Origin of the sequence: Sphaerotilus sp., assembly GCF_013299175.1 — a bacterium.
Taxonomy (GTDB): domain Bacteria; phylum Pseudomonadota; class Gammaproteobacteria; order Burkholderiales; family Burkholderiaceae_C; genus Sphaerotilus.
Genome location: NZ_JAAFKF010000001.1, coordinates 70,290 through 93,420, shown reverse-complemented (window position 1 = coordinate 93,420; position 23,131 = coordinate 70,290). Strand labels below are relative to the sequence as shown.

The window sequence follows — 23,131 nt, the reverse complement described above, 5'->3', positions numbered from 1 at the left end:
TGCTGTCATGACCACCACCACACGTTCCCCCGCGCCTGCACGCAAGAAAGTCACCGCCACCAAGCCCCCCGCCTCGCCCGCGCCGGCCACGGCACTGTCGCTGCACATCGGCCTGAACGCCGTCAACCCCGACCACTACAACCACTGGAGCGGCGAGCTGGCCGCCTGCGAGGCCGACGCCGACGACATGCGGGCCATCGCCACCAGCAAGGGCATGAAACCGACCCTGCTGCGGACGGCGCAGGCGACGCGGGCGGCGGTGCTGGCGGCACTGCGCAAGGCGGCCAAGGCGCTGAAATCGGGGGATCTGTTCCTGCTGACCTACTCGGGCCATGGCGGACAAGTGGCCGACGTGACCGGGGAGGAGCCTGACCGCCAGGACGAGACCTGGTGCCTCTTCGACGGCCAGCTCATCGACGACGAGCTGTACCTGGAGCTGAGCAAGTTCGCCGCCGGTGTGCGGATCCTCGTGCTCTCCGACAGTTGCCACAGCGGCACCGTCACCCGCGACGCCACGCCCGCCCCGGCGCTGCACGGCGCCCACCGGCCGCGCACGATGCCGCCGGCCATCGCCCGGCGCACTTACCGCCAGCACCAGGCGTTCTACGACGATCTGCAGCGCGCCGTCGCCGCCGAAGCAGGCAAGGCGGGTGTCATCGAACCGGATGCCGCGCTCGCGCAGGTTGCCGTCACCAGCAGCCGCCTCACCACCGTGCTCAGCACCTTCGCGCCCTCGGTGATCCTGATCTCGGGCTGCCAGGACAACCAGACCTCGATGGACGGCGACTTCAACGGCGCCTTCACCGGCCGGTTGCTGCAGGTCTGGAACAACGGCAGCTTCACCGGCAACTACACCCAGTTCCGCAACGTCATCGTCGCCGGCCTGCCCCCTACCCAGACACCGAACCTGTTCGTGCTGGGCAGCGCCGCCACCTTCCTGACCCAGCGGCCCTTCGCGGTCTGAGCAGCACCACCCGGCCTCAGGCCGCGGCCAGCTCGCGCGTCTCGCGGGCATTGAGCCGCCGGTCAGGCAGGCCGGGGGGCAGTTGTGCGGGGTAGACCCGCCGCTCGCCGCGCTGCTCGTCCAGCAAAGCCTTGGCCTGTCCGACCCAGTTCTCGCGGTAGATGCGGCGACCGAAGCGCGGCAGGTGCCCGGCCACCCACTGCTGCTCCGGCGCCTTCCAGCCCGCGATCTGCCACAGGTACCAGACCCCGCAGCGGTTGAGCCAGGTCTGGTTGGCGGGTCCGATGCCGTGGATGCGCAGCAGGTTGTCCGGCGGCGGGCTGTCCGGCTGGCGTTCGAAGGCGCGCAGCCCGCTGGCACCAGGTGCGCTGGGCGGGTGCGCGTTGGCGGCCCGTGCCACCGTCGCGATGGTCGTGAGCGCCGCCTGGGCCACGGGGCGCATCACGGGGCTGCGGCTGCGCTCACGCTCCAGCGCCTGCCGCACCTCTTCGAGCTGGCGCTGGCCGAGCGCCATCTGCTGCTCCAGCACATTGGCGCGGTGCTGCAAGGCGGCCTGCGCCGTGTCCGACTGGTCGAGCAGGTCCAGCAGCTTCACCACCTCGGCACGCAGCCCATCCCGTGCCTCGCAGACCTGCTGGTGGCGGTCCACGTCGATGCGCTCCATCTGGCGCTCGGCGGCCAGCCGCTCGCCCAGCTCGTCGCACTGCATCCGCAGCGCCTGGATCTCGCGCCGGTGCGCCGTGCGCTCGCCGGCCACCTGGCGCTCCATCGACAGCAGTTGCTGGCACAGCGCCTGCTCGGCCTGGCAGTAGCCGACGCGGGCGCCGTCCATCTCGCGCCGCACGCGGTCCATGGCCTGCGTGTGGACCTCGCTGGCCAGATCACACGCCTGCACAGCGGCCTGCGCCTGCGCCAGCGCCGCCACGCGGTCCTGCTCCGCGGTGTCGAGTCGGGCCTCGTGCTCCTCCAGCCAACGGTCCTGCTCGGCCCAGCAGCGCCGGTGCAAGGCGTCGATCTCGACCAGATGCAACTGGCGCAACCGCAGCGTCTGGAGCACGCTCCCCAGCAGCCCACCCACCAATCCACCCAGCAGCACACCCAGCCACCCCATTTGACCCAGAACACCCATGGCACACCTCCTCGGTCCGATCCGACCCGTCGCGTCAGCAGTTACGTTTTGTAACTCCGTTTGGTGTGCCTACTATCGTGAAAATGTTCACATATTTTATGAAGCGCACCTGATAGCCCAGCCTGGAACGATTTCGTTTCTAGCGAGTCCGAATGCCTGTGTTAGCATTTTTTCCATCCCTAGACGCTCCTCCGCCGGACTGCATTTCATGAATCAATTGCGCATCGTGGTCATGGAAAACGGCCCCCTGCTCGCGGAGGACCACGACGCCACCATGCGGCAGCTCGGCCTCATCGACGCCCGCACCGGACTGCCCCACCGCGACTTGCTGCTCGACCGCCTCGGGCAGGCCACTGCGGGCGTGGCGCGCGGTGGGTCGGCCTTCGCGCTCATGTACATCGGCACCAGCCCGGCCATCCCCGGCATGTCCGCCAGCGCGATGGAGACCGTGATGCAGCAGCTCGCCCGCCAGCTCCACCGCCTCAGCCGGCGCACCGACAGCTTCTCGCGCATGAGTCCCTGCGACTTCGCGGCGCTGCTGCCGGGCAACCCGTCGGTGGCGGGGTTGATGGCCATGGGCCAGAAGATCGCGGCCGAGTTCTCCGACCGGGTGCAGGTCCACATCGGCGTGGTGCTGTGCCCGCGGCACGCACACGACGCCGACACCCTGCTCGTGCAGGCCCGCAGTGCGCTGGACCAGGCGCGGCAAGCGCAGGTGATCACCGCCTTGTTCGAACCACGCTCCGCTCCGACACCATCCGGTTACACCACCACCGCCGATGGCAACGCCCGCGCCGTGTTCCAGCCCGTGCTGGATCTGCGCGAAGGCGGTGTTGCGCGGCTGCAGATCTCGACCCAGGGACTGTCTCCGGCACAGGACGATTTCTCCCCGACCGAGATGGGCGGTGCCGGCCAGACGAGCCGCAAGGAGCTGGTCGCCCATCTGCTGGCCGTCACCGATGTGGCGCTGCGCCACGCGGTGCCGTGGCGCCAGCAGGGGTTGGTCCAGCGGCTGTCGCTGCCGCTGCCGGGCCGGCTGCTGGACGAGCCGGGGCTGGCACAGACGCTGCTGGACCTGCTCGACCGCCACCGCTGGCCAGCGCGGCATTTCATGGTCGAAGCCCACGCCGCCGCCATCGCCCAGCGCGGCGGCGATGTCATCGAGGCGCTGACCCAGGCGGGCGTGGCGCTGGCCATCCACGACGGCGGCTCGGGCCTGAGCCTGCATGTGGCGCTGGCCGGGCTGGACCCGGTGAGCGAATTCCGGTTCGACGTGGGGGCGCTGTCCCTGCTGCCAAGGATGGAGCAGCGGGCTGCGGTCGTGCGCGCCCTGATGGCACTGGCACGCGGCTGGGGCGCACGGGTGGTCGCCGACGGGGTGGACGATCTGGGCACCCTCGCCTGGCTGGGCGAGCTGGGCTGCGACGGCGCGCAGGGCAACGCCAGCGGCAAGGCCATGCCCGCCGAGCAGGTGCGCGCCTGGTGCGCCGGGCACCAGGGCCGCTCGGTGCTGACCCATCCGCCCAGCAGCCGCTGAACACGGCGGCGACTCCCGTCGGGTGGCGTCAGGCGTCAGGCGATCGACGGACCGAGACTCGGCCGCGGCCAGTCCGGCGCAGACTGCTTGACCGCAGCGACGCCACAGCGCCATGCGGCCACCGCCGCCGCCAGCCGCTCGGCCACCGGTTCGGACTCGCCCGGCCGTGTCGCCAGCGCCCGCACGAGACAGGCACACGCGGCCCCGCTGCCCGCCACCGCCTCGACCTGCGCCGTCACCAGCAGCCCGCCGATGCCCACCACCGGCACCGGCGCCATCGCCGCCCACCACCGCAGGTTGTGCAGACCTTGCGGGTGCCAGGGCATGTCCTTGGTCGTCGTCGCCCAGACCGGGCCACAGGCGACATACGACGGCGCCAGCGCCGCCGCCCGGCACAGCTCCCACAGGCTGTGCGAACTCACCCCCAGCCGCAGCCCGCGCGCCTGCACGGCAGCCAGCCGCGCCCGACCGTCCGCGCCCAGCGCCAGCACGTCCTCCTGCCCGAGGTGCAGCGCGATGTCCGCTGGATCGATTGTCCCGGCGTCGATCGCGTCGAGCACCAGCGCGTGGTGGTCGTTGACGACGATCACCGGCCGCGCCTCGGCGGGCAAGGGGGCCGCGCGGGCCAGCGTCCAGTCGATCTGGGCGCACACTTCGGCGGCAAAGGCACGGTCGTCCAGCACCGCGTGCGCCACCCGCTTGATGCGCAGTTGCAGCGCACACAGCAACGGCTCGGCAGCGGCAAGCAGCGGTTCGGCCTGTGCAGCGGCATCCACGATCGCGTACAGCCCGGACGGCCAGGGCAGCGCCGCACCGCTGGTCCCGGACACCGGCGTCTCGTCGCAGCCCAGCCGCGGCAGCCAACGGGCCTCCGACGCAAAGCCGGCGTCGAAGCCGACCGGTCCGACCCCCTGCCCCGCCGCATGGCCGATCGCCAGCCCTGCGGTCGTCGCCATCTTGGCCAGCACCAGTGCGTCGGCGGTGACAAAACCGCGCGCCATCGCCGCAGCAGCCGTGGTCGCAAACGTGCAGCCCGTGCCGTGCGTGTGCCGAACGTCCAGCCGCGGCAGCGCCAGCCAGCCACGGGCATGCGGCGTGTCGAGCCAGTCGAGGGCGTCGGCGCCATCCACGCTGTCGCCGCCGGTGATGCAGACCGCCGCCGCGCCCAGTGCGCGCAGCGCAGCCGCTTGTGCGGGCACTTCTGCCAGTGTCGCCGCCTCCGGCACGCCCAGCAGCCGCGCCGCTTCGCGCCGGTTCGGCGTGACGAGATCGGCGCGGGGCAGCAGGTGCGTGCGGTAGGCGTCGATCAAGGCCGCATCCGCGAACGCCGCACCACCCGCGCTCGCGCCCAGCACCGGATCGATCACCAGCCGCACCCGCGTGCCGCCGTCCGCATCGAACCGGCGCAGCCAGCGCGCCAGCACGGCCACACCGTCCACGCTGCCGATCAGTCCCGTCTTGATGACCGCCGGGCGCAGGTCGTCCGCCAGCGCCGCGAGCTGCGCACCGAGCACCTCGGGTGCCACCGGCACGACGCACTGCACGCCGAGCGAGTTCTGCGCCGTGATCGACGCGACGACCGGGCAGAGGTGGACCGCACAGCCTTCAGCAGCGCGCGCATCGGCGCTCAGGCCGGCGCCACCGCCGCTGTCGTTGCCGGCGACGCTCCAGACAATCGGGTGAGTCATAGCAGGAAAGGCCGGCCGCCGACCGGCGTGGTCGCCACCGCCATCGCCTGCGGCGCCATCACGCCAGCTTCATGCCCGAGCCGCCCCGCCTGCACGGCCGCACCGAACGCCGCCGCCATCCGCACCGGCTCGCGCGCCTGCGACACCGCCGAGTTCAGCAGCACCGCGTCATAGCCCAGCTCCATCGCCTGCACCGCGTGCGCGGGTGAACCGATGCCGGCGTCCACCACCATCGGCACGTCCGGCCAGCGTTCGCGCAGCGTGCGCAGCGCCCACGGGTTGATCAGCCCCTGACCGGAGCCGATCGGCGCGCCCCACGGCATCAGCACCTCGCAACCCACATCGAGCAGGCGCTGGCAGGTGACAAGGTCGTCGGTGCAGTACGGGAAGACCGCGAAGCCGTCGCGGATGAGCTGTTCCGCCGCCGTGACCAGCTCCCATGGGTCGGGCTGCAGCGTCTGTTCGTCGCCGACGACTTCGAGCTTGATCCACGGCGTGCCGTACAGCTCGCGGGCCAGGTGCGACAGCTCGATCGCCTCGCGGGCGGTGCGGCAGCCGGCGGTGTTGGGCAGCAGCCGGGCACCGCGTTCGCGCAGGGCGGACTGGATCGCGGCGATGTGGCCGTTGTCGCCAGCACCCGAGGCACCGGCGTGGATGCGGCGCAGGCCGACCGTGACCACCTCGGTACCCGAAGCCACGATGGCCTCGTGCAGCGCCTGGGGCGACGGGTAGCCGGCGGTGCCGAGCAGCAGGCGGCTGTGGAGCGTGACGCCGTAGGCGGTCCACGGGGATGGGTTCAGCGCGAGGTTCATGGCCTCAGCCTCCGACGATGGGTTGGAACAGCGTGACGGTGTCGCCGTCGGTCAGCACCCGCTCGGCGCGGGCGGCGCGCAGCACATGGCGGCCGTTGACCGCCGTGCCGACCGCCTCGGGCGACAGGCCGCGCTGCGCGATGAGGGCGGCCAGCGTGGTGCCGTCGGGCAACTCGACCGGCTCGCCATTGAGGATCACGGTGAACGTCATGGGGTCATGTCGATGTCGATGCCAATACCTGGCGCATCGCCTGCTCGATCAGCGCCGGCGCCAGCAGCCAGCCATGGCGGAACAGCCCGTTGAGCCACACCCGCCCCGGTTCGACCGCCAGCTTCGGCGCGTTGTCGGGCAAGGCCGGGCGCAGGTTGGTTTCCATGTGAACGATGCGCGCCTCGGCCAGCGCGGGCAGCACGCTGTGCGCCGCCGCCATCAGCTCGACCGCCGAGCGCAGGCTCACGGGCGAGCGATCCTCGCTCTCGATCTCGCTGGCGCCGATGACGATGTGGTCGTCCGGACGCGGCACGATGTAGACGCGGTGCCGGGCGTGCAGCAGCCGCAGCGGGCGCGTCAGCGACACACCGGGCGCATGCAGCCAGATCACCTCGCCGCGCACCCCGCGCAAGGCCGCACCGGGTTCCGGCCGGGCACCGAGACCGCGCACGTCGAACACGAGGTCGAACCCGGCCACCGCGCCGTCATCCAGCGTGATGCAGCCCGGCGCGGTCGATTGCACCGTGCGGCCCCAGTGCCACTGCACGTCGCGGGCGAAGGCACACAGCGCCGGCAGCACCGCTTGCGGCATCACCTGCGCCTCGCCGTCGAGGTACCACGCGTGCAGCCCCGGCAGCAGCGCCGGCTCCAGTTCGGCCAGCGCGGGCCGCGTCAACCGCTTCGGTGCCACCATGCCAGCCGGCGCGGTAGACAACCGCGACAGCACCCGCTGCGCCGCGCCAAGGTCCGGCCCGTGCGCGAGCATCAGGCTGCCGTGCTGGCGGAAATACCGCCCCGCGTCGCCCTGCCCGTCCAGCGCCGCCAGCCGCTGCGCGATGTCCGCCCACAGCGGCACCGAGCGCAGCCCGAGTGTCGCCACCTCCGGCCCGGCGGCGTCCAGTTCGGCCAGCGGGCTGAGCATCCCGGCCGCCGTGAACCCGGCCGGACCCAGTCCGTCTCGCCGCGCCTCCGGCCCGCTGGCCGGATCGAAGACCTCGACCCGGTGCCCGGCGTGCGAGAGCTGCCACGCGAGCAGCCGCCCGAGCACGCCCGCGCCGGCAATGCCGATGCGGGCGGTGTTCATGCCCAGCGTCATGCCGGATGGATCGGGATGTACAGCTCGCCACCCACCGCCTTGAACTCGGCCGACTTCTCCGCCATGCCCTGCGCCAGCGCCGCCTGTGCGTCCACACCCAGCTTGTCGGCGTAGTCGCGCACGTCCTGCGTGATCTTCATCGAGCAGAACTTCGGGCCGCACATCGAGCAGAAATGCGCCTCCTTCGACGAGTCCTTCGGCAGCGTCTCGTCGTGGTAGGACTCAGCGGTTTCCGGGTCGAGGCCGAGCGCGAACTGGTCGCGCCAGCGGAACTCGAAGCGCGCCTTGCTCATCGCGTCGTCGCGGGCACGGGAGCCGGGGTGGCCCTTGGCGTTGTTGGCGGCGTGGGCGGCGATCTTGTAGGCAATGATCCCCTGCTTCACGTCGTCGCGGTCGGGCAGGCCCAGGTGCTCCTTCGGCGTCACGTAGCACAGCATCGCGGTCCCCATCCAGCCGATCATGGCCGCGCCGATCGCCGAGGCGATGTGGTCGTAGCCGGGCGCGATGTCGATGGTCAGCGGGCCGAGGGTGTAGAACGGCGCCTCGTCGCAGTGCTTGATCTGCTCGTCCATGTTGGCCTGGATCAGGTGCATCGGCACGTGGCCCGGCCCTTCGATCATGGTCTGCACGTCGTGCTTCCACGCCACCTTGGTCAGCTCGCCCAGCGTCTTCAGCTCGGCGAACTGCGCTTCGTCGTTCGCATCCGCCGACGAGCCGGGGCGCAGACCGTCGCCCAGCGAGAAGGTCACGTCATACGCCTTCATGATCTCGCAGATCTCGTCGAAGTGCGTGTACAGGAAGTTTTCCTTGTGGTGCGTGATCATCCACTTGGCCAGGATCGAGCCGCCCCGCGAGACGATGCCGGTGCGGCGCTTGGTCGTCAGGTGGATGAACGGCAGGCGCACGCCGGCGTGGATGGTGAAGTAGTCCACCCCCTGCTCGGCCTGCTCGATCAGCGTGTCGCGGAAGATGCCCCAGTTGAGGTCTTCGGCGACGCCGCCGACCTTCTCCAGCGCCTGGTAGATCGGCACGGTCCCGATCGGCACCGGCGAGTTGCGGATGATCCAGTCGCGGGTCGTGTGGATGTTGCGGCCGGTGGACAGGTCCATCACGGTGTCGCCGCCCCAGCGCATCGACCAGACCAGCTTCTCGACCTCTTCCTCGATCGAGGAGGTGACGGCCGAGTTGCCGATGTTGGCGTTGATCTTCACGAGGAAGTTGCGCCCGATGATCATCGGCTCGACTTCGGGGTGGTTGATGTTGGCGGGGATCACGGCGCGGCCACGGGCGACTTCATCGCGCACGAATTCCGGCGTGATGATCTCGGGGATGCGGGCGCCCATCGCGTTGCCCTTCAAGCGGGCCTCGCGCTCGGCGTCACCGAGGTATTCGCGCATCCACTCGCGCTTGCCGTTCTCGCGGATGGCGATGTATTCCATCTCCGGCGTGACAATGCCTTGGCGGGCGTAGTGCATCTGCGAGACGTTTTGCCCGGCCTTGGCGCGGCGCGGCGTGCGCTGCAGGGCGACCGCTTCGGCGCGCAGGGCCTCGATGCGGCCGCTGTCGCGCTCCTCGTTCTTGCCGCCGTCATCGAGCACGATGCGGGTGCGACCGGTGTAGGTTTCCGTGTCGCCACGCCCTTCGATCCAGCCGGCGCGCACCGAGTCCAGGCCCTTGCGCACGTCGATGTCGGCGGTCGGGTCGGTGTAGGGGCCGGAGGTGTCGTACACCGTGACGCGCTCGCCGTTGGTCAGCGCGATCTCGCGCATCGGCACCCTGACGCCGGGCATCGTGCCGTCCACATAGACCTTGGTGGACGCGGGAAAAGGCTCGCGGGTGAGCGTGAGCAGTTCTTGGAGCTTGTCGGGGGCGTTCATCGGGCGGATCTCCTTCGGCGGGCGGAATGGCTACGCTCCGAAGGGTGCCCCGGGCCGGCGATCCAGGGTCGGACGCCATGTGGTCTGGTGCGGGCTCTTCTTACGCCGGTACTAACCGGGTCAAGTACAGCGGGTTCGGTCTTTCGACCATCTCAGCACGTCGGGCCGCAGTCAGTGAAGAACTGCCGACCCGGGGCACCCCGGAGCGTGGCCGCATTGTCGGGAGGTGAAGTGGGGGCGTCAAGCCGCACCCACTTGAGGCACCATGGTTCCCTGTTCAACGTTGTTTCGACAACAAGCGAGGCGCTGTGCAGCGAATGTTGAAAGTGGCGAAATGGATCGGTTGGAGCTTGCTGGCCTTGGCCGTGCTGGCAGGTGTGGCGTGGCTGGGCGTGCCGCCGCTGCTGAAATCGCAGACCGAGCAGCGCGCCAGCGTGGCCCTCGGTCGCCCAGTGCAGGTCGGGCGGATCGACTTCAAGCCGTGGACGCTGGCGCTGACCGCCGAGCAGCTCACCATCGGCGCCGCGCCCGGCAGCGCGTCCACCGAGCCGCTGCTGAAGATCGCCAAGCTCCACGCCGACGCCGACCTGCGCTCGCTGGTGAACCTCGCGCCCGTGCTGACCGCGCTGGAGATCGACCAGCCCGAGGTCCGCCTGACCCGCACCGCCGAGGGCCACTACGACATCGACGACCTGATCGCCCGGTTCAGCACGCCGACGCCCGAGAAGCCTGAATCGAAACCCGCGCAGTTCGCGCTCTACAACGTGCAACTGCGTGGCGGCCACGTCGTGTTCGATGACCAGCCGCTGCAGCGCCAGCATGTGCTCAAAGACCTGACGCTCGCCGTGCCCTTCCTGTCGAACCTGCCGTCGCAGATCGACATCGAGGTCACGCCCCGGCTGGCGTTCAACCTGGATGGCACCGCGTTTGATTCCGCCGCCAAGGCCAAACCCTTCACCGCCACGCGGGCGACCGAGGCGCAGTTCAAGCTCGCGCCGTTCGACCTCGCGCCCTGGCTCGGCTACTGGCCGGACGCGCTGCCGGTGAAGCTGCAGAAAGGGTCGCTGCAGACCGATCTGGCGCTCCACTTCGACACGCCCGCCACGGGCACGCCGCACCTGCGCGTGACCGGGACATTCGGTGCCCGCGACCTGGCGTTGACCGACCGCGGTGGCGCGGCGCTGGTGGGCTGGGAGGCGCTGGACGTGGCGCTGCGCGATGTGCAGCCGCTGGCGCGCCAGATCACGCTCGGCGCGGTCACGCTCGATGGCCTGGCGCTGGACGTGTCGCGCGATGCCCAAGGCCGGCTGAGCCTGCAGCAGATCGCCGGACCCGCCAATGCCACGCCCGCATCCGCCACCGACTCCGCCGTCGCGCCCGAGTGGCAGGTCAAGGTCGAGTCGCTCGCGCTGCAGAACACCCGCGTCCACTGGCGCGATGCCACCACGCAACCTGCCGCCACCTTGACACTGCAGGGGCTGGATCTGGAGACCGGCGCCGTGCAATGGCCGCTGGTCGCACCGATCCCGCTCAAGCTGAGCGCCACGCTGCATGGCCCCGGTGCCGACGCACCCGCCCAAGGCAAGCTGACCGCACAAGGCGAGGCCGGAGAACGCAGCGCACGGGTGGACCTACAGATCGAGCGCCTCGCCCTCGCCGCGTTGCAGCCCTACTTGAACGCCACGCTCAAGCCCCAGCTCGGTGGCGCGCTGTCGGCCAGCGGGCAACTGCGCTGGGTCGCCGCAGTGGACCCGCAACCCGCGCAACTCCAGCTCGACCTGAAGCAAGCCACCATCGAGGCGCTCCAGCTCAGCGACCGCAACACCCCACTGGTCGCACTGGCCACGCTGGGCAAGCTGCAGCTCGACAGCGCCGCGATCGATCTGCACGCCCACACCGTGGCGCTCGACCGCGTGCAGATCGACCGCCTCGACACCCGGCTCGCGCGCAGCACCAAGGGCGAGTGGAACGTGCTGCAGTGGTCCGTGCCCCAGCCGCCCAGCCCGCCCGCGTCGCCGCCCTGGCAGGTGACGCTCAAGGATGCGCAACTGCGGGACGGTCGCCTCCAGTTCGCCGACGCACAGGTCGCCACCCCCGTGCAGCTCGACATCGCCCAGCTCACGGTCGGGCTGCAGAACCTCGCCCTGCGCGGCGACCAGCTCACCACGCCGCTGCGCTGGCAACTCGGCGCCAACGTCACCCCCGCCACGGCGACCGGCGCACCCGCCGCGAAAGGCAAAGGCCCCGTGGTCCGCACGCTCGACGGCCGTGGCGAGCTGAGCCTCGCCCCGCTGCGGCTGGCCAGCAAGCTCAAGGTGCAGAACTTCCCGGTCCACGCGCTGGAGCCGTATTTCGGCGAGGCGCTCGGGCTGAGCCTGCTGCGGGCGAACCTGGGCTACGACGGTGATCTGGCGCTGCAGGATGGGCCGACCGGGCTGAATGTCACGCTCAAGGGCGACGGCCGCGTCGGCGACGTGCAGCTCCACACCCGCCGCACCGCGCAGCACACCAGCGACGAACTGCTGCGCTGGCAGGCGCTGACGCTGCAAGGGCTGGACGTGGTGCTCAAACCGCCGCAGAAACCCCGCGTGGTCATCGGCGCGCTCGGGCTGAACGATTTCTACTCGAAGCTCGTCATCACCGAGGAGGGGCGCTTCAACCTGCAGGATGTCGGCCCCGCGCCAGCGACGGCCCCCGACGCCACAGCCAGCGCCCCGGCCCCGGCCACACCCGCCAGCGCGCCCGCCAAGGCCAGCGAGCTGCCGATCGACCTGACCATCACCGCAACCCGGTTGAGCAACGGCCGCGTCGATTTCACCGACCGCTTCATCCGCCCGAACTACAGCGCCGACCTGAGCGAGCTGCAAGGCACCCTTGGCGCGCTGCGCGCCGGCACCCGCGAGATGGCCGACATCACGCTGCGGGGCAAGGTGGCGCGCACCGGCACGCTCGACCTCAGCGGCCAGATCAACCCGACTGCCAACCCGCCCGTGATGGACCTGCGTGCCCGCGCCGCCGACCTGGAGCTGACGCCGCTGTCGCCCTACGCCGGCAAGTACGCGGGCTACGGCATCGAGCGCGGCAAGCTGACGATGGAGGTCGCCTACCGCATCACGCCCGAAGGCCAGCTCACCGCGACCAACAAGCTCGTGCTGAACCAGCTCACCTTCGGCGAACGGGTCGAAAGCCCGACCGCGACGCAGTTGCCGGTGCTGCTGGCGGTGGCGCTGCTGAAGGACCGGAACGGGGTGATCGACCTGGATTTGCCCATCGGCGGCTCGCTCAACGACCCGCAGTTCAGTGTCTTCGGGCTGGTGCTGAAGGTGATCGGCAACGTGCTGACCAAGGCGATCACGGCGCCGTTTTCCTTGCTGTCGGGCGGTGGGGGCGATGACCTGAGCGTGGTCACGTTCGAGCCGGGCACAGCGGTGCTGACGCCCGAGGGGCAGGCGGCGGTGGGCAAGGTGGTGCAATCACTGCTGGACCGCCCGGCGCTCCGGCTCACGCTGACCGGCCACGCCGACGGGCTGACCGAGCGCGTGGCGTACCAGCGCGCGGCGGTGGAGCAGCAGGTGCAGGCGCTGTGGCGGCAGGAGCGCGAGAAGGCCGGCGATGCCCCCGAGGTGGCCGCCGACGCGGTGCCGACACCGGCCGACCGGGTGCGTTTGCTCGACGCCCTGCTGCGCCAACCGGCCCGCACAGCGGCTGCCGCAAAACCGGCTGCACGGGCCAGCGCGCCGGCCACCGCGGCGTCCCGGCCTGCCGATGCCGATCCGGCCGCCGTTCTCGCCGACGCCGTGCCGGTCACGCCCGACACCTGGCGCACGCTGGCGGCGCAGCGCGGCGAGGCGGTGCGCGATGCGCTGCTGGCGCGGCAACTGCCCAACGAGCGGCTGTTCCTGGCGGCGCCCAAGACCCAGGCCGACACCAGCGGCAAGCCCCGCGCCGAGCTGACGCTGTCGGCGCACTGAGCCGACCCGAACGGGCGCGGGCTGTGCCAGACTGCGGCGATGCGTGAACTGATCGCCCTGCTCACCCGCCCGCTGCGCTGGCTGCTCCAGTGGCTGGTGGCCCTGGTCGTCCTGTTCGAGGAATGGGGCTGGGAGCCGCTGGCCCGGCTGATGGCGCGGCTGGCGCGGTGGCCGCTGATCGGCTGGCTGGAGCGCCGCATTGCCGGGTTGCCGCCGGGGTGGGCGCTGGCGGTATTCCTCGCGCCGGGGCTGATGCTGCTGCCGGTCAAGCTTGCCGCGCTGGCGCTGATGACGCATGGCCACGTCTTCACCGGGGTGTCCGTGATCGTGCTGGCCAAGCTGATCGGCACCGCGCTCGTCGCCCGGATCTTTCAACTCACGCAGCCGGCGTTGATGCAGATGGCGTGGTTTGCGCGGGTTCATGGGCGATGGACGGCGTGGAAGGAGATGGCGGTGGCGCGGGTGCGGGCGTCGCGGGGGTGGCGGGTGGGGCGGTGGATTCGGCGGGGGGTTGGGAGGCGGGTTCGGGGGTGGTGGGCGTAGACCTGAAATTGAAGTTTCGCTATTCTGAACAGCCTGGGCGGATTCAAAAATGGAACACAACACCTGCAGGCCGGCACGTACCGCGAGAACAGCCCCGATTGAAAGCCCGCCATGACCACCGATGAGAAGCCCAAAGGCCCCGCCTCCTACTTCCCCTCCATCGAGCAGAAGCACGGCCACCCGATCAGCCACTGGCTGGACCTCGTGAGCCAAGCCAAGGGCATGAAGCACATGGAAATCGTGAACTGGCTGAAGACCGAGCACCACCTGGGGCACGGTCATGCAAATGCCATCGTGGCCCACGCGCTCTCGAAAACAAAAAAATAATCGATGGCAAGCAGCCATGGTGATTCACTCCACCGTGACAACACTTCACCCAACAAATAGCCTTGTTCCCCAGGAGAAATCATGCCGATCAATCTCAAGGAAGTCGATGGCGTCCCCATAAGACCAAGACACAAAGCAACTTGCCATTGTGGCGCAGTCGAGTTGGAGCTTTCGTTACCCGACGGCTTGGTCGATGTGCGGCGCTGTGATTGCTCCTTGTGCCGCCGCCGTGGTGCCATTGTTGCTTCGGTGCCGCTTTCCGGCATCAACATCATCAAAGGCAATCAACATCTCAAGCTTTATCAATTCAATACAAAAACAGCCCAGCATTTTTTCTGCGCCAACTGCGGCATCTACACACATCACCAGCGCCGCTCGAATCCTGCCCAATACGGTTTCAATGTGGCTTGCCTCGATGGCATCAATCCCCTCAAGATCGAGGGGATTCCAACCTATGATGGCGTCAACCATCCCGTGGATCGCCCTCGATGACCAAATTACTCGAAATACGCACCTATCGCCTGAAACCAGGTGAAATGGATGCATTCCACCATGCCGTGCAGACAAAGGCCGTCCCCCTGCTCAAGTCAAAGGGAATGGATGTCGTGGCCTACGGTCGATCCGATCACGAGGAAGAAACTTATTTCTTGGCCCGCGCCTATGCCAGTCGCGAAGCCCTCGAAAAGGAACAGGCCGAGTTCTATGGTTCAGATGACTGGAGAATCGGCCCCCGAAACGAGTTGGTCAGCCGGATTGACACGTACATGAACACGCTCATCTGGGCTGAGGAAAGCGCGATTGACAGCCTGAGAGAACTCAACCGGACGGCATGATGCTCAATTCACTCGCCATCAGGAATTTCCGGGCACTGGCCGATTTCGAGGTCTCCAAGCTCGGCCGCATCAACCTGATCGTCGGCAAGAAGCAAGAACAATGCAGGCAAAAGCTCCGTGCTGGAGGCTCTCAGGATCTGCGCAGGCCACGCCAACAAGGCATTGCTCGACAGCATCGCCCTTGAACATGACGAAACCCTGCAAGACCTGTTCACCGGGCGGCGCTTGCCTGCGGATGACGCCGTGGACCACGCCATCCAGATGGGTGATCCACAAAACCCGGCCGCGACGATCCGCATCCATCCGAATCCACCCACGCAGGACACCACGCCCCTCGTGCCCTGCGGCTTCGTCCAGACACGCTGGATGTCGATGGATGAACTGGCCGACGACTGGGACCGGATCGTGTTCACCGAGCACGAGGACATCGTCCGCCGCGCCCTGAAGATCATCACGCCCGAGTTCGAGAACCTGACCTTCGTGCGCATCGACGACGGCCCGATTGATCCGATCAAGACCCGGCCGCCCATGCGGCGCAGCGCCAAGGTCAAGCTGTCGAACACCCCCGCCCCAGTCGCCCTGAAAAGCCTCGGCGACGGCATGTTGCGTATCCTGCAAATCGCGCTCAAGCTGGTTTCGGCCCGCGGCGGTTTCCTGCTGATCGAGATGGCCGAGCAACTCGACATCCAGGTCTTCGCCACCACCCACAGTTGGGACTGCATCGAAAGCTTCTCGAAGGTGGCACACGACCGGCAAGACACCGAAGGCGTGCTGTTCCGCGTCGGCCGCAGCGTGCGCACCAGTGACCGGGGCCGCGTCATCGCCACCGTGTTCGATGAAGATGCGCTCTACAGCATCACGCAATCCGATGTGGAGGTGCGCTGATGGCGAGCCATTCGAGCATCCTGGTCGTCGAAGGCCAAGGCCAGCTGGCATGGCAGGCTTGGCCGGGACAGGGTCTGGACCGCGCAGTACAGGATGGCCTGTTCGACACCGGTGGCAGCAGCTATCAGCCACTGGCCCACTGGCTGAATCAGGTGTTCACCGTCTGAGCCACGGTCGGCACCACTGCAAGCCTTTGCCCAACAGAACCGGGACCACCCCATGCCCACCACCGCCATGCTGACCCTCCACCCCCTCGGTTTCCCCTGGCCAACCCAGGATCCCTTCCTCTTCTGCGTCCACCACGACGACCGCTACCCGCAGGGCAACGGCCGCTATGGCCCGGCCGCGTCGCTGTCCGGTCGGCAGGTCGGCAGCGATTTCTCCTGCCGCGACGGCTGGAGCATGTACCACGGCCGGCAGGTGCCCGGCTTCCCCGCCCACCCGCACCGCGGCTTCGAGACCGTCACGCTGGTCCGCACCGGCCACATCGACCACGCCGACTCGATGGGCGCTGCCGCCCGCTATGGCGACGGCGACGTGCAGTGGCTGACCGCAGGCCGCGGCATCCAGCACAGCGAGATGTTCCCGCTGCTGTCCACCACCACGCCGAACCCGCTCGACCTGTTCCAGATCTGGCTGAACCTGCCCGCCCGCCAGAAGTTCGCGGCACCACATTTCACGATGCTGTGGGCCGGCGATGTCAACAGTGCCGCCACGCCCGCCGAGCTGCTGATGCTGCAGGGCCGCCCGATCGGCGAGCCGGTGGCGCAGTACGGACCCTTCGTGATGAACACCGAGGCCGAGATCCGGCAAGCGTTCGCGGACTACCAGCGCACGCAGTTCGGCGGCTGGCAGTGGCCGGACACGGCCCCGGTGCATGGCAGCGACCCGACCCGCTTTGCCCGCCACGCCGACGGACGCACCGAGCATCCACCGACGCGCTGAACTTGCGGGTTTTCCTGGGGTGGAATCGACACCTGGGCGACTGTCTACACCGCAGTTGCAGGGCTACGATGGTCGCGCGCCGGGCATTCCCGCCTGGCAACACCACGAGGAGTCGGTGGTCATGGTTTCGTTGAACGTGAATTCCAAAGCGGTGTCGATCGATGCCGATCCCGAGATGCCACTGCTGTGGGCGCTGCGCGAAGAGCTGCAGCTCACCGGCACCAAGTTCGGCTGTGGCATGGCGCTGTGCGGCGCCTGCACGGTGCATCTGGATGGACAGGCAGTGCGCGCCTGCCAGACGCCGCTGTCGGCCGCGGCAGGCAAGCGCGTCACCACGATCGAGGGCATCGGCGCCAGCCCGGTTGGCCAGGCGGTGCAGGCGGCGTGGAACGCGGGCGATGTGCCGCAGTGCGGCTACTGCCAGTCCGGCCAGGTGATGAGCGCCTGCGCCCTGCTCGCGCAGAACAAGAAGCCCAGCGACGCCGACATCGACGGCGCGATGAGCGGCAACCTCTGCCGCTGCGGCACCTACCACCAGATCCGCGCCGCCATCCAGGTCGCCGCGGTCACGCTGCAACGGGGAGCCTGAGATGGACACCACCCGCCGCACCTTCCTCGCCGGCTCGGGCTCCGCGCTGGTTCTCGGTTTCACGCTGCCCCTGCTCTCGCGCCGGGCGATGGCACAAGGCAACACCCCATTCGCGCCCAGCGCGTGGCTCCGGCTGACGCCCGACCACCGCATCACCATCGTTTGCGGTTCGGCCGAGATGGGCCAGGGCGTGCTCACCGCCATCCCGATGATGGTGGCCGAAGAGCTGGACGCCGACTGGCGCACCGTGCAGGTCGAGCAGGCCCCCGTGGACCAGGCGTATGCCAACCCCGCCTTCGGGATGCAGGCCACCGGCGGCTCGTCCACCGTGCGCGGCCACTGGCAGGTGGTGCGTCAGGCCGGTGCGGCGGCGCGGGCGATGCTCGTCGCCGCCGCCGCCGAGACGTGGAAAACCACCCCTGACCAGTGCCGCACCGAGAACAGCGAGGTGATCCACGCCGATGGCCGGCGGCTGCGCTACGGCGATCTGGTCGAGGCGGCGCGCCGACAGACACCACCCGAGAAGCCACCGCTGAAGAACCCGAAGGAGTTCCGCCTGCTCGGCCAGCCGCTGAAACGGCTCGACACGCCGGCCAAGGTCAACGGCACGGCCCGCTACGGCATCGACGTGCAGGTGCCGGGGATGCTGGTGGCGGTGATGGCGCGGGCGCCGCTGCCGGGTGTCAAGGTCGCGAAGTTCGACGACAGCGCGGCGCGGGCGGTCAAGGGCGTGCAGAAGGTGATCGCGATTCCGTCCGGCGTGGCCGTTCTCGCCAGCGGCTACTGGGCGGCGAAGAAGGGCCGCGATGCGCTGCAGATCGACTGGGATTTCGGCGACAAGGCGGGGCTGTCGTCCGCGAAGATCAGCGCGACGCTGCACGAGGCCGCCGCGCGTGGCACCGGCGCCGTCGCCAAGACCGGCGGTACCCCGGACACGGCGCAGGCCAGCCGCACGCTCGATGCCACCTACGAGGCACCCTACCTCGCGCACGCCTGCATGGAGCCGATGAACTGCACGGCGTCGGTCACGGCGGATGCGGTCGAGATCTGGGCCGGGACGCAGAGCCAGGGTCCGCTGCAAGGCATCCTCGGCCAGATCGCGTCCGTGCAGCCGGGCAAGGTGAAGGTCAACACGATGATGCTCGGCGGCGGTTTCGGTCGCCGCTTCGCCCCGGATTTCGTGATCGACGCGACGCTGCTGTCGAAGATCGCGGGCGCGCCGGTCAAGCTGATCTACAGCCGCGAGGACGACATGGCGGCGGGCTTCTACCGGCCGGCGTCCGTCACCACCTTCCGCGGCGGGCTGGATGCGCAGGGCAAAGCGGTCCTGCTGCGCAGCAACGTCGCCTCGCCGTCGATCATGGGCGGCTCCGGCTTCATGAAGATCCCCGAGAGCGGCGTGGACCACTTCGCCGTCGAGGGCATCGCCGACCACCCCTACGACATCGCGCACGAGCACATCGGCTACGTCCGCCGCGAACCGGGTCCGCAGGTCTGGTTCTGGCGCTCGGTCGGGCACTCGCAGAACAGCTTCTTCATGGAAAGCTTCATCGACGAACTGGCGCACGCAGCGGGGAAAGACCCGTTCGAGTTCCGGCGCGGGATGCTCGGCAAGTCGCCACGCCACCTGAAGGTGCTGGAGGTCGCAGCGCAGAAGGCGGGCTGGGGTGGTGCGCTGCCAGCAGGGATGCACCGGGGCATCGCGGTGGTGTCGAGCTTCGGCAGCTATGTGGCCGAGGTCGCCGAGGTCTCGGTCGCGGCGGACGGCACGCCCAAGGTCCACCGCGTCGTCGCGGCGGTCGATTGCGGCCTGATGGTCAACCCGGCGATCATCCGGCGCCAGATCGAGGGGTCGATCGCCTTCGGGCTGTCGGCGGCGCTGTACGGCCGCATCAGCTACGCCGACGGGCGCGTCGAGCAAGGCAACTTCCACAACTACCCGGTGCTGCGCATGACCGAGATGCCGGCGGTGGAGGTTCACCTCGTCGAGAGCAGCGAGGCGCCTGGCGGGATTGGCGAGCCGGGAACGCCGCCGATCGCGCCGGCAGTGGCGAATGCGATCTTTGCGGCGACGGGGAAGCGGCTACGGGCGATGCCGTTCGACACGGCGGCATTGAAGCGGACCTGACCCGTGCCGCCATGCGAGCGGCGCACCACGAAAAACGGCGACCGATCGCTCGGTCGCCGTGGTGGCCCGCTTGCGCAGGCAGAACGGGATGTCCTGGTTCAGGCCGGAATGCGCAGCGTCTGGCCCGGATAGATCTTGTCCGGGTGGCTGAGCATGGGCTTGTTGGCCTCGAAGATCTTCATGTAGGCGTTGGCGTTGCCGTATTCGGCCTTGGCGATGCCCGACAGGGTGTCGCCACGCACGACGGTGTGCCAGCGCGACTCGTCCGCCGGCTCGTTGACGGTCATCAGGTCGTTGACGCCGTTGACGCCCGCGACGTTGCCGCAGCACAGCAGGACTTTTTCCTTCGTCGCCTGGTCGTTGGCGCAGCCGGAGACGGTGGCCTCACAGGTGGTGCCGTCGAAGGCGACCTGCAGACCATCGACGCTCAAGCCCTGCGCCCCGATGTACTTCTCGATGGCAGCCGCCGCGCCGGCGTTGGCCGCTTCCAGCTTGGCTTGTGCAGCGGCAGGATCGGCGGCAGTCGCGGCCTCGGCAGCGGCTTTTTCAGGGTTGTGGCTGCCAAAGAGCTTTTCGCCGGCATCCTTGATGAAACTCATCAATCCCATGGTCTCGGTTCCTTCACGCAGTTTGCTTCGGTGGGTAGACAACGTGCCAGCGCGGCACGTCTGGACAGACAGGGTAGACGCACCGCGATCACATGGCAAGCGTGACTTGTTTCACCAGAATCACCCCCATACCGCGGTATAGGGCCACCCTCACCCGATCTCAACGCACGGCAGGCAGCTCGACCAGCGGCTCGCCTCGGCCGAACACATCCGCGATGGGGCGCAGGTTGGCGTGCTCGCGCTCGCAGGTGGGGCGGTCCTCGGTGCAGGTCGCCAGGAAGTCGCGGCGGAAGCCCTCCAGCAGTCCCTGGTCGTGCAGCACTGTGGCGAGCACGTTCAGCGCGTCGATGCGCTCGCCGTAGACGCCGGGGCGCACGCCAGCGCCGTGGAGCAGCGTGGCAATGGTGTGGCGGCCGGTGCGGTAGCCGTCGCCTTGCGAGGTGTCGGTGGAGCCGTCCTCGTCGAAGGTGACGATGAGCAGGCTGTTGTGCGTGCGCGCCCAGGCGGCATAGGGGCCGATGTGGCGGTGCAGCCAGTCATCGGCGTCGGCGAGCGGGGCGCTGTGGGCGTCCGGTGGAGCCGTCCTCGTCGAAGGTGACGATGAGCAGGCTGTTGTGCGTGCGCGCCCAGGCGGCATAGGGGCCGATGTGGCGGTGCAGCCAGTCATCGGCGTCGGCGAGCGGGGCGCTGTGGGCGTCGGCGAGCGGGGCGCTGTGGGCGTCATGCTGCTCGTCGGGGACGACGAGGGAGACGGTGGGCAGCTTCGCGAAGTCGAGCGGGCGGCCGTGTTCGTCTTCCATGAACCCGCGCCAGCGGCGGCCGGTCGGGTCTTGCGTGGCCCGGAAACCCAGGTTCACGTCCACCGGCAGCAGGAAGCGGCGCTGCGCCTCGGGCACGCTGCGCGGGGTGTGCGCCGGGCCGAAGTCGATCCAGTTGATGGCCGGGTTGTGCTTGCGGCGGTAGTGGTCGGTCAGCGGGTTGAGGTCGCCCTCGCCGTCCCAGAGCGGGTGCGGCAGGCTTTCGGAGAAGGTCAGGAACGATTTGCCGGCGTTGCGCAGGGCGGCGCCCAGGTTGGCCGTGCGGAAGGGGCGGCGGGCCGCGGGCACCAGCAGGTTGCCGATGCCGGCCGGCTGGTCGCTGCGCTTGGCCGACAGGGCGTCGCCGTTGCTCTCCATGCGCACATCGCCTCGGTAGGGCGAGGTCGGGTCGAGGAACCACGCCGGCAGCACGCCCTGGTGGCTGGCCGAGAACAGGTAGAGATAGTTCGGCTGACTGGGCCGGGCCGACAACGGCGTCCGGAAGCCGGCGGGGATGCGGCGGTACGGGGTCTCGGACGCAAAGGCGTTGGAGAAACGGGCGCCGTGCTGCGGGTCGTTGGCGAGTCCGTTGAGGAAGGGCATCGCCGGGTTGCCCCAGATGCGCTGCTCGCCGCCGGCGTCGGCCGAGCGGTTTTCGAGCACAACGATGACGATGTGGTCATATGGCACAGCGCAGGCCGGTGCGGCCACCCCGCTCCACGCGGCGACCAGAAGGGCCACCGAGGCCAGACGTTTTGCTGCAGTCACAGGCACTCCGGGACAGAAAACCGCCGCACAAGCGAAAACGCCAACCGGCGGTGGTTGGCGTTTCACGGATCGGGTGGTGCGCCCGGCTGGGATCGAACCAGCAACCCTTGGCTTCGGAGGCCAATACTCTATCCATTGAGCTACGGGCGCAGCGAATGCGATTCTAGCAGTTATTGCAACGCAGCATGCACGCAACACGGCCGAGATGCATCCGCCCCTTATAATTCGACGGTTTTGCGCACCCTGCCTGCCCTGCACGCGAACAGTGCCCACACCGCGTTCAACAGCCCTGAGGAATCCATGAGCCAAGCCCACGACGAGCACGAAAGCCCGATCAAGACCCCCAAGCAACTCATCCTGGCGGTGATCTTTGCCTTTGTTGTGCCCATCTTCGCCATTGTCTTGCTGGTGAAGAACGTCGGCAGCGAGTCCCGCGCCGGTGCCGGTGCCGACGCCTTGAGCGCCGAAGCCACGGCCGCGCGCATCCAGCCTGTCGGTGCGGTGAACATCAAGCTCGAAGGCGGCCCACTGAAGTCGGGCGAAGACGTGTTCAAGGGCCAATGCACGGCCTGCCACACCGCCGGCCTGGCGGGCGCGCCGAAGTTCGGTGACGCGGCCGCCTGGGGTCCGCGCGTCGGCAAGGGGTATGAAGCCCTGCTGACGTCCGCCCTCAAGGGCAAAGGCGCGATGGGCGCACAGGGTGGTGGTGATTTCAGCGACGTTGAAATCGGCCGCGCCGTGGTCTACATGGCCAACGCCGGTGGCGCCAAGTTCGAAGAGCCGAAGGCTGCTGCTGCGCCGGCGGACGCCGCGTCGAAGTAATCCGCTCCGCTCAGAACACCGAAAGCCGGTCATCGACCGGCTTTTTTCATGGCGGAACGCGCACGCGCTGCTGCGGACTGAGGTAGTAGCCAAAGCGCGCAGGCAACCCGGCAAACGGCACCTCCTGCGGCACCCACACCCCGCCGATCACCGCATCCGCCGCCGCGTCCATGTCCGCCGAGCGCACCAGCCCGAGGCCGATCGGCGTGTCCAGGAATAGCCGCCCCTGCTCATCGACCAGCACCGCGTCCACCGAGGGCACCACCCGCCCGGTCTGCGTCTCGACGCGCCACAGGCCATCCAGCCACTGCACGCCGAACACCCACGGCGCCGCCTCCAGCTCGACGAACACCTTCTGCGGCCCATTCTGAAAAAACCAGCAACCGTCGGCATCGGCCTCGTAGTTGCGGCCAATGAACTCCCGCAGCTTGTCGTGCAGGATGCGGCTGCCTTTGACTTGCGGGAACGGGCCGGCCGCCTGCGTGCGGTCGTCGCGCATGTACCAGTCGCCGCGGGCGTCCAGCGCGAGCCAGCCGCGGCAGTCGGGCACGTTGGGCCACTTCTTCAGGGCTTGTCGAACGATGTCATCCATGCGGCCGAT

Annotated in this window: 23 protein-coding genes, 1 tRNA gene and 1 riboswitch; of the genes, 13 read left to right on the top strand and 11 right to left on the bottom strand. The window is 69.0% G+C overall.

The window, feature by feature from the left end:
- Positions 1–7: 7 nt before the first annotated feature.
- A complete protein-coding gene (locus QZW52_RS00450; protein ID WP_293993890.1) occupies positions 8–964 on the top strand; it encodes a caspase family protein in 957 nt (318 codons plus the stop codon).
- A 16-nt stretch (positions 965–980) separates the two neighbouring features.
- Here QZW52_RS00450 and QZW52_RS00445 read toward each other — a convergent pair whose 3' ends face one another.
- The gene (locus QZW52_RS00445; RefSeq protein WP_293993888.1) at positions 981–2,093 is read right to left on the bottom strand and encodes a hypothetical protein; all 1,113 of its coding nucleotides are present in this window, start codon (positions 2,091–2,093) and stop codon (positions 981–983) included.
- 208 nt (positions 2,094–2,301) lie between these two features.
- Here QZW52_RS00445 and QZW52_RS00440 point away from each other — a divergent pair, with 208 nt between their 5' ends.
- Positions 2,302–3,630, top strand: a complete 1,329-nt coding sequence (locus tag QZW52_RS00440; protein ID WP_293993886.1) for a GGDEF domain-containing phosphodiesterase — start codon at positions 2,302–2,304, stop codon at positions 3,628–3,630.
- Between the two features lie 35 nt (positions 3,631–3,665).
- Here QZW52_RS00440 and QZW52_RS00435 read toward each other — a convergent pair whose 3' ends face one another.
- The 5 genes from QZW52_RS00435 to thiC are packed head-to-tail and all read right to left on the bottom strand — an operon-like array spanning position 3,666 to position 9,314.
- Positions 3,666–5,318, bottom strand: coding sequence for a bifunctional hydroxymethylpyrimidine kinase/phosphomethylpyrimidine kinase (locus QZW52_RS00435; protein WP_293993884.1), 1,653 nt, complete (start codon positions 5,316–5,318; stop codon positions 3,666–3,668).
- Positions 5,315–6,130: a thiazole synthase gene (locus QZW52_RS00430; RefSeq protein ID WP_293993883.1), complete on the bottom strand. Its 816-nt coding sequence runs from the start codon at positions 6,128–6,130 to the stop codon at positions 5,315–5,317. The genes QZW52_RS00435 and QZW52_RS00430 overlap by 4 nt, the downstream gene beginning before the upstream one ends.
- A gap of 4 nt (positions 6,131–6,134) precedes the next feature.
- Complete coding sequence (gene thiS / locus QZW52_RS00425; protein WP_293993882.1) at positions 6,135–6,341, bottom strand: sulfur carrier protein ThiS; 207 nt, start codon at positions 6,339–6,341, stop codon at positions 6,135–6,137.
- Between the two features lie 4 nt (positions 6,342–6,345).
- Positions 6,346–7,437, bottom strand: a complete 1,092-nt coding sequence (locus tag QZW52_RS00420) for an FAD-dependent oxidoreductase (RefSeq protein WP_293993880.1) — start codon at positions 7,435–7,437, stop codon at positions 6,346–6,348.
- Positions 7,434–9,314 carry a phosphomethylpyrimidine synthase ThiC gene (gene thiC / locus QZW52_RS00415; RefSeq protein WP_293993878.1) on the bottom strand — a complete coding sequence of 627 codons (1,881 nt, stop codon included), beginning with the start codon at positions 9,312–9,314 and terminating at the stop codon, positions 7,434–7,436. The genes QZW52_RS00420 and thiC overlap by 4 nt, the downstream gene beginning before the upstream one ends.
- 80 nt (positions 9,315–9,394) lie before the next feature.
- Positions 9,395–9,527, bottom strand: a riboswitch (TPP riboswitch).
- Between the two features lie 104 nt (positions 9,528–9,631).
- Here thiC and QZW52_RS00410 point away from each other — a divergent pair.
- The 10 genes from QZW52_RS00410 to QZW52_RS00365 all read left to right on the top strand — a co-directional run bounded on the left by QZW52_RS00410 (position 9,632) and on the right by QZW52_RS00365 (position 19,535).
- Complete coding sequence (locus QZW52_RS00410; RefSeq protein ID WP_434738248.1) at positions 9,632–13,285, top strand: DUF748 domain-containing protein; 3,654 nt, start codon at positions 9,632–9,634, stop codon at positions 13,283–13,285.
- Positions 13,286–13,324: 39 nt separating this feature from the next.
- Positions 13,325–13,828, top strand: coding sequence for a hypothetical protein (locus QZW52_RS00405; RefSeq protein ID WP_293993874.1), 504 nt, complete (start codon positions 13,325–13,327; stop codon positions 13,826–13,828).
- A gap of 111 nt (positions 13,829–13,939) precedes the next feature.
- Positions 13,940–14,155, top strand: coding sequence for a DUF4287 domain-containing protein (locus QZW52_RS00400; protein ID WP_293993872.1), 216 nt, complete (start codon positions 13,940–13,942; stop codon positions 14,153–14,155).
- A gap of 81 nt (positions 14,156–14,236) precedes the next feature.
- Positions 14,237–14,647, top strand: coding sequence for a GFA family protein (locus tag QZW52_RS00395; RefSeq protein ID WP_293993870.1), 411 nt, complete (start codon positions 14,237–14,239; stop codon positions 14,645–14,647).
- Positions 14,644–14,988, top strand: coding sequence for an NIPSNAP family protein (locus QZW52_RS00390; RefSeq protein WP_293993868.1), 345 nt, complete (start codon positions 14,644–14,646; stop codon positions 14,986–14,988). The genes QZW52_RS00395 and QZW52_RS00390 overlap by 4 nt, the downstream gene beginning before the upstream one ends.
- Before the next feature lie 117 nt (positions 14,989–15,105).
- Positions 15,106–15,873, top strand: a complete 768-nt coding sequence (locus QZW52_RS00385; protein ID WP_293993867.1) for an AAA family ATPase — start codon at positions 15,106–15,108, stop codon at positions 15,871–15,873.
- Complete coding sequence (locus QZW52_RS00380; protein ID WP_293993866.1) at positions 15,873–16,040, top strand: hypothetical protein; 168 nt, start codon at positions 15,873–15,875, stop codon at positions 16,038–16,040. The genes QZW52_RS00385 and QZW52_RS00380 overlap by 1 nt, the downstream gene beginning before the upstream one ends.
- A 52-nt stretch (positions 16,041–16,092) precedes the next feature.
- Positions 16,093–16,818 carry a pirin family protein gene (locus tag QZW52_RS00375; protein ID WP_293993865.1) on the top strand — a complete coding sequence of 242 codons (726 nt, stop codon included), beginning with the start codon at positions 16,093–16,095 and terminating at the stop codon, positions 16,816–16,818.
- Between the two features lie 121 nt (positions 16,819–16,939).
- Positions 16,940–17,407, top strand: a complete 468-nt coding sequence (locus tag QZW52_RS00370) for a (2Fe-2S)-binding protein (RefSeq protein ID WP_293993863.1) — start codon at positions 16,940–16,942, stop codon at positions 17,405–17,407.
- 1 nt (position 17,408) lies between these two features.
- The gene (locus QZW52_RS00365) at positions 17,409–19,535 is read left to right on the top strand and encodes a xanthine dehydrogenase family protein molybdopterin-binding subunit (RefSeq protein WP_293993862.1); all 2,127 of its coding nucleotides are present in this window, start codon (positions 17,409–17,411) and stop codon (positions 19,533–19,535) included.
- A gap of 98 nt (positions 19,536–19,633) precedes the next feature.
- Here QZW52_RS00365 and lysM read toward each other — a convergent pair whose 3' ends face one another.
- The 4 genes from lysM to QZW52_RS00345 all read right to left on the bottom strand — a co-directional run bounded on the left by lysM (position 19,634) and on the right by QZW52_RS00345 (position 21,858).
- Positions 19,634–20,143, bottom strand: a complete 510-nt coding sequence (gene lysM, locus QZW52_RS00360; RefSeq protein WP_293993861.1) for a peptidoglycan-binding protein LysM — start codon at positions 20,141–20,143, stop codon at positions 19,634–19,636.
- 160 nt (positions 20,144–20,303) lie between these two features.
- Positions 20,304–20,780 (bottom strand): alkaline phosphatase family protein, encoded by a 477-nt coding sequence (locus QZW52_RS00355; protein ID WP_293993860.1) that lies wholly within the window; start codon positions 20,778–20,780, stop codon positions 20,304–20,306.
- Positions 20,680–21,708 (bottom strand): alkaline phosphatase family protein, encoded by a 1,029-nt coding sequence (locus QZW52_RS00350; protein ID WP_293993859.1) that lies wholly within the window; start codon positions 21,706–21,708, stop codon positions 20,680–20,682. The genes QZW52_RS00355 and QZW52_RS00350 overlap by 101 nt, the downstream gene beginning before the upstream one ends.
- 74 nt (positions 21,709–21,782) lie before the next feature.
- Positions 21,783–21,858: transfer RNA gene (locus QZW52_RS00345), tRNA-Arg, on the bottom strand.
- Between the two features lie 150 nt (positions 21,859–22,008).
- Here QZW52_RS00345 and QZW52_RS00340 point away from each other — a divergent pair.
- Positions 22,009–22,530 (top strand): c-type cytochrome, encoded by a 522-nt coding sequence (locus QZW52_RS00340; RefSeq protein ID WP_293993858.1) that lies wholly within the window; start codon positions 22,009–22,011, stop codon positions 22,528–22,530.
- A 46-nt stretch (positions 22,531–22,576) separates the two neighbouring features.
- Here QZW52_RS00340 and QZW52_RS00335 read toward each other — a convergent pair whose 3' ends face one another.
- Positions 22,577–23,122, bottom strand: a complete 546-nt coding sequence (locus QZW52_RS00335; protein ID WP_293993857.1) for a DUF2946 family protein — start codon at positions 23,120–23,122, stop codon at positions 22,577–22,579.
- Positions 23,123–23,131 lie beyond the last annotated feature (9 nt).

What these genes read in the sequence shown, in the direction of transcription:
- QZW52_RS00450 (WP_293993890.1), top strand. Translation starts at nt 8, where the DNA reads ATGACCACCACCACACGTTCCCCCGCGCCTGCACGCAAGAAAGTCACC.
- QZW52_RS00445 (WP_293993888.1), bottom strand. Translation starts at nt 2,093, where the DNA reads ATGGGTGTTCTGGGTCAAATGGGGTGGCTGGGTGTGCTGCTGGGTGGA.
- QZW52_RS00440 (WP_293993886.1), top strand. Translation starts at nt 2,302, where the DNA reads ATGAATCAATTGCGCATCGTGGTCATGGAAAACGGCCCCCTGCTCGCG.
- QZW52_RS00435 (WP_293993884.1), bottom strand. Translation starts at nt 5,318, where the DNA reads ATGACTCACCCGATTGTCTGGAGCGTCGCCGGCAACGACAGCGGCGGT.
- QZW52_RS00430 (WP_293993883.1), bottom strand. Translation starts at nt 6,130, where the DNA reads ATGAACCTCGCGCTGAACCCATCCCCGTGGACCGCCTACGGCGTCACG.
- thiS (WP_293993882.1), bottom strand. Translation starts at nt 6,341, where the DNA reads ATGACGTTCACCGTGATCCTCAATGGCGAGCCGGTCGAGTTGCCCGAC.
- QZW52_RS00420 (WP_293993880.1), bottom strand. Translation starts at nt 7,437, where the DNA reads ATGACGCTGGGCATGAACACCGCCCGCATCGGCATTGCCGGCGCGGGC.
- thiC (WP_293993878.1), bottom strand. Translation starts at nt 9,314, where the DNA reads ATGAACGCCCCCGACAAGCTCCAAGAACTGCTCACGCTCACCCGCGAG.
- QZW52_RS00410 (WP_434738248.1), top strand. Translation starts at nt 9,632, where the DNA reads ATGTTGAAAGTGGCGAAATGGATCGGTTGGAGCTTGCTGGCCTTGGCC.
- QZW52_RS00405 (WP_293993874.1), top strand. Translation starts at nt 13,325, where the DNA reads ATGCGTGAACTGATCGCCCTGCTCACCCGCCCGCTGCGCTGGCTGCTC.
- QZW52_RS00400 (WP_293993872.1), top strand. Translation starts at nt 13,940, where the DNA reads ATGACCACCGATGAGAAGCCCAAAGGCCCCGCCTCCTACTTCCCCTCC.
- QZW52_RS00395 (WP_293993870.1), top strand. Translation starts at nt 14,237, where the DNA reads ATGCCGATCAATCTCAAGGAAGTCGATGGCGTCCCCATAAGACCAAGA.
- QZW52_RS00390 (WP_293993868.1), top strand. Translation starts at nt 14,644, where the DNA reads ATGACCAAATTACTCGAAATACGCACCTATCGCCTGAAACCAGGTGAA.
- QZW52_RS00380 (WP_293993866.1), top strand. Translation starts at nt 15,873, where the DNA reads ATGGCGAGCCATTCGAGCATCCTGGTCGTCGAAGGCCAAGGCCAGCTG.
- QZW52_RS00375 (WP_293993865.1), top strand. Translation starts at nt 16,093, where the DNA reads ATGCCCACCACCGCCATGCTGACCCTCCACCCCCTCGGTTTCCCCTGG.
- QZW52_RS00370 (WP_293993863.1), top strand. Translation starts at nt 16,940, where the DNA reads ATGGTTTCGTTGAACGTGAATTCCAAAGCGGTGTCGATCGATGCCGAT.
- QZW52_RS00365 (WP_293993862.1), top strand. Translation starts at nt 17,409, where the DNA reads ATGGACACCACCCGCCGCACCTTCCTCGCCGGCTCGGGCTCCGCGCTG.
- lysM (WP_293993861.1), bottom strand. Translation starts at nt 20,143, where the DNA reads ATGGGATTGATGAGTTTCATCAAGGATGCCGGCGAAAAGCTCTTTGGC.
- QZW52_RS00355 (WP_293993860.1), bottom strand. Translation starts at nt 20,780, where the DNA reads ATGCCGCCTGGGCGCGCACGCACAACAGCCTGCTCATCGTCACCTTCG.
- QZW52_RS00340 (WP_293993858.1), top strand. Translation starts at nt 22,009, where the DNA reads ATGAGCCAAGCCCACGACGAGCACGAAAGCCCGATCAAGACCCCCAAG.
- QZW52_RS00335 (WP_293993857.1), bottom strand. Translation starts at nt 23,122, where the DNA reads ATGGATGACATCGTTCGACAAGCCCTGAAGAAGTGGCCCAACGTGCCC.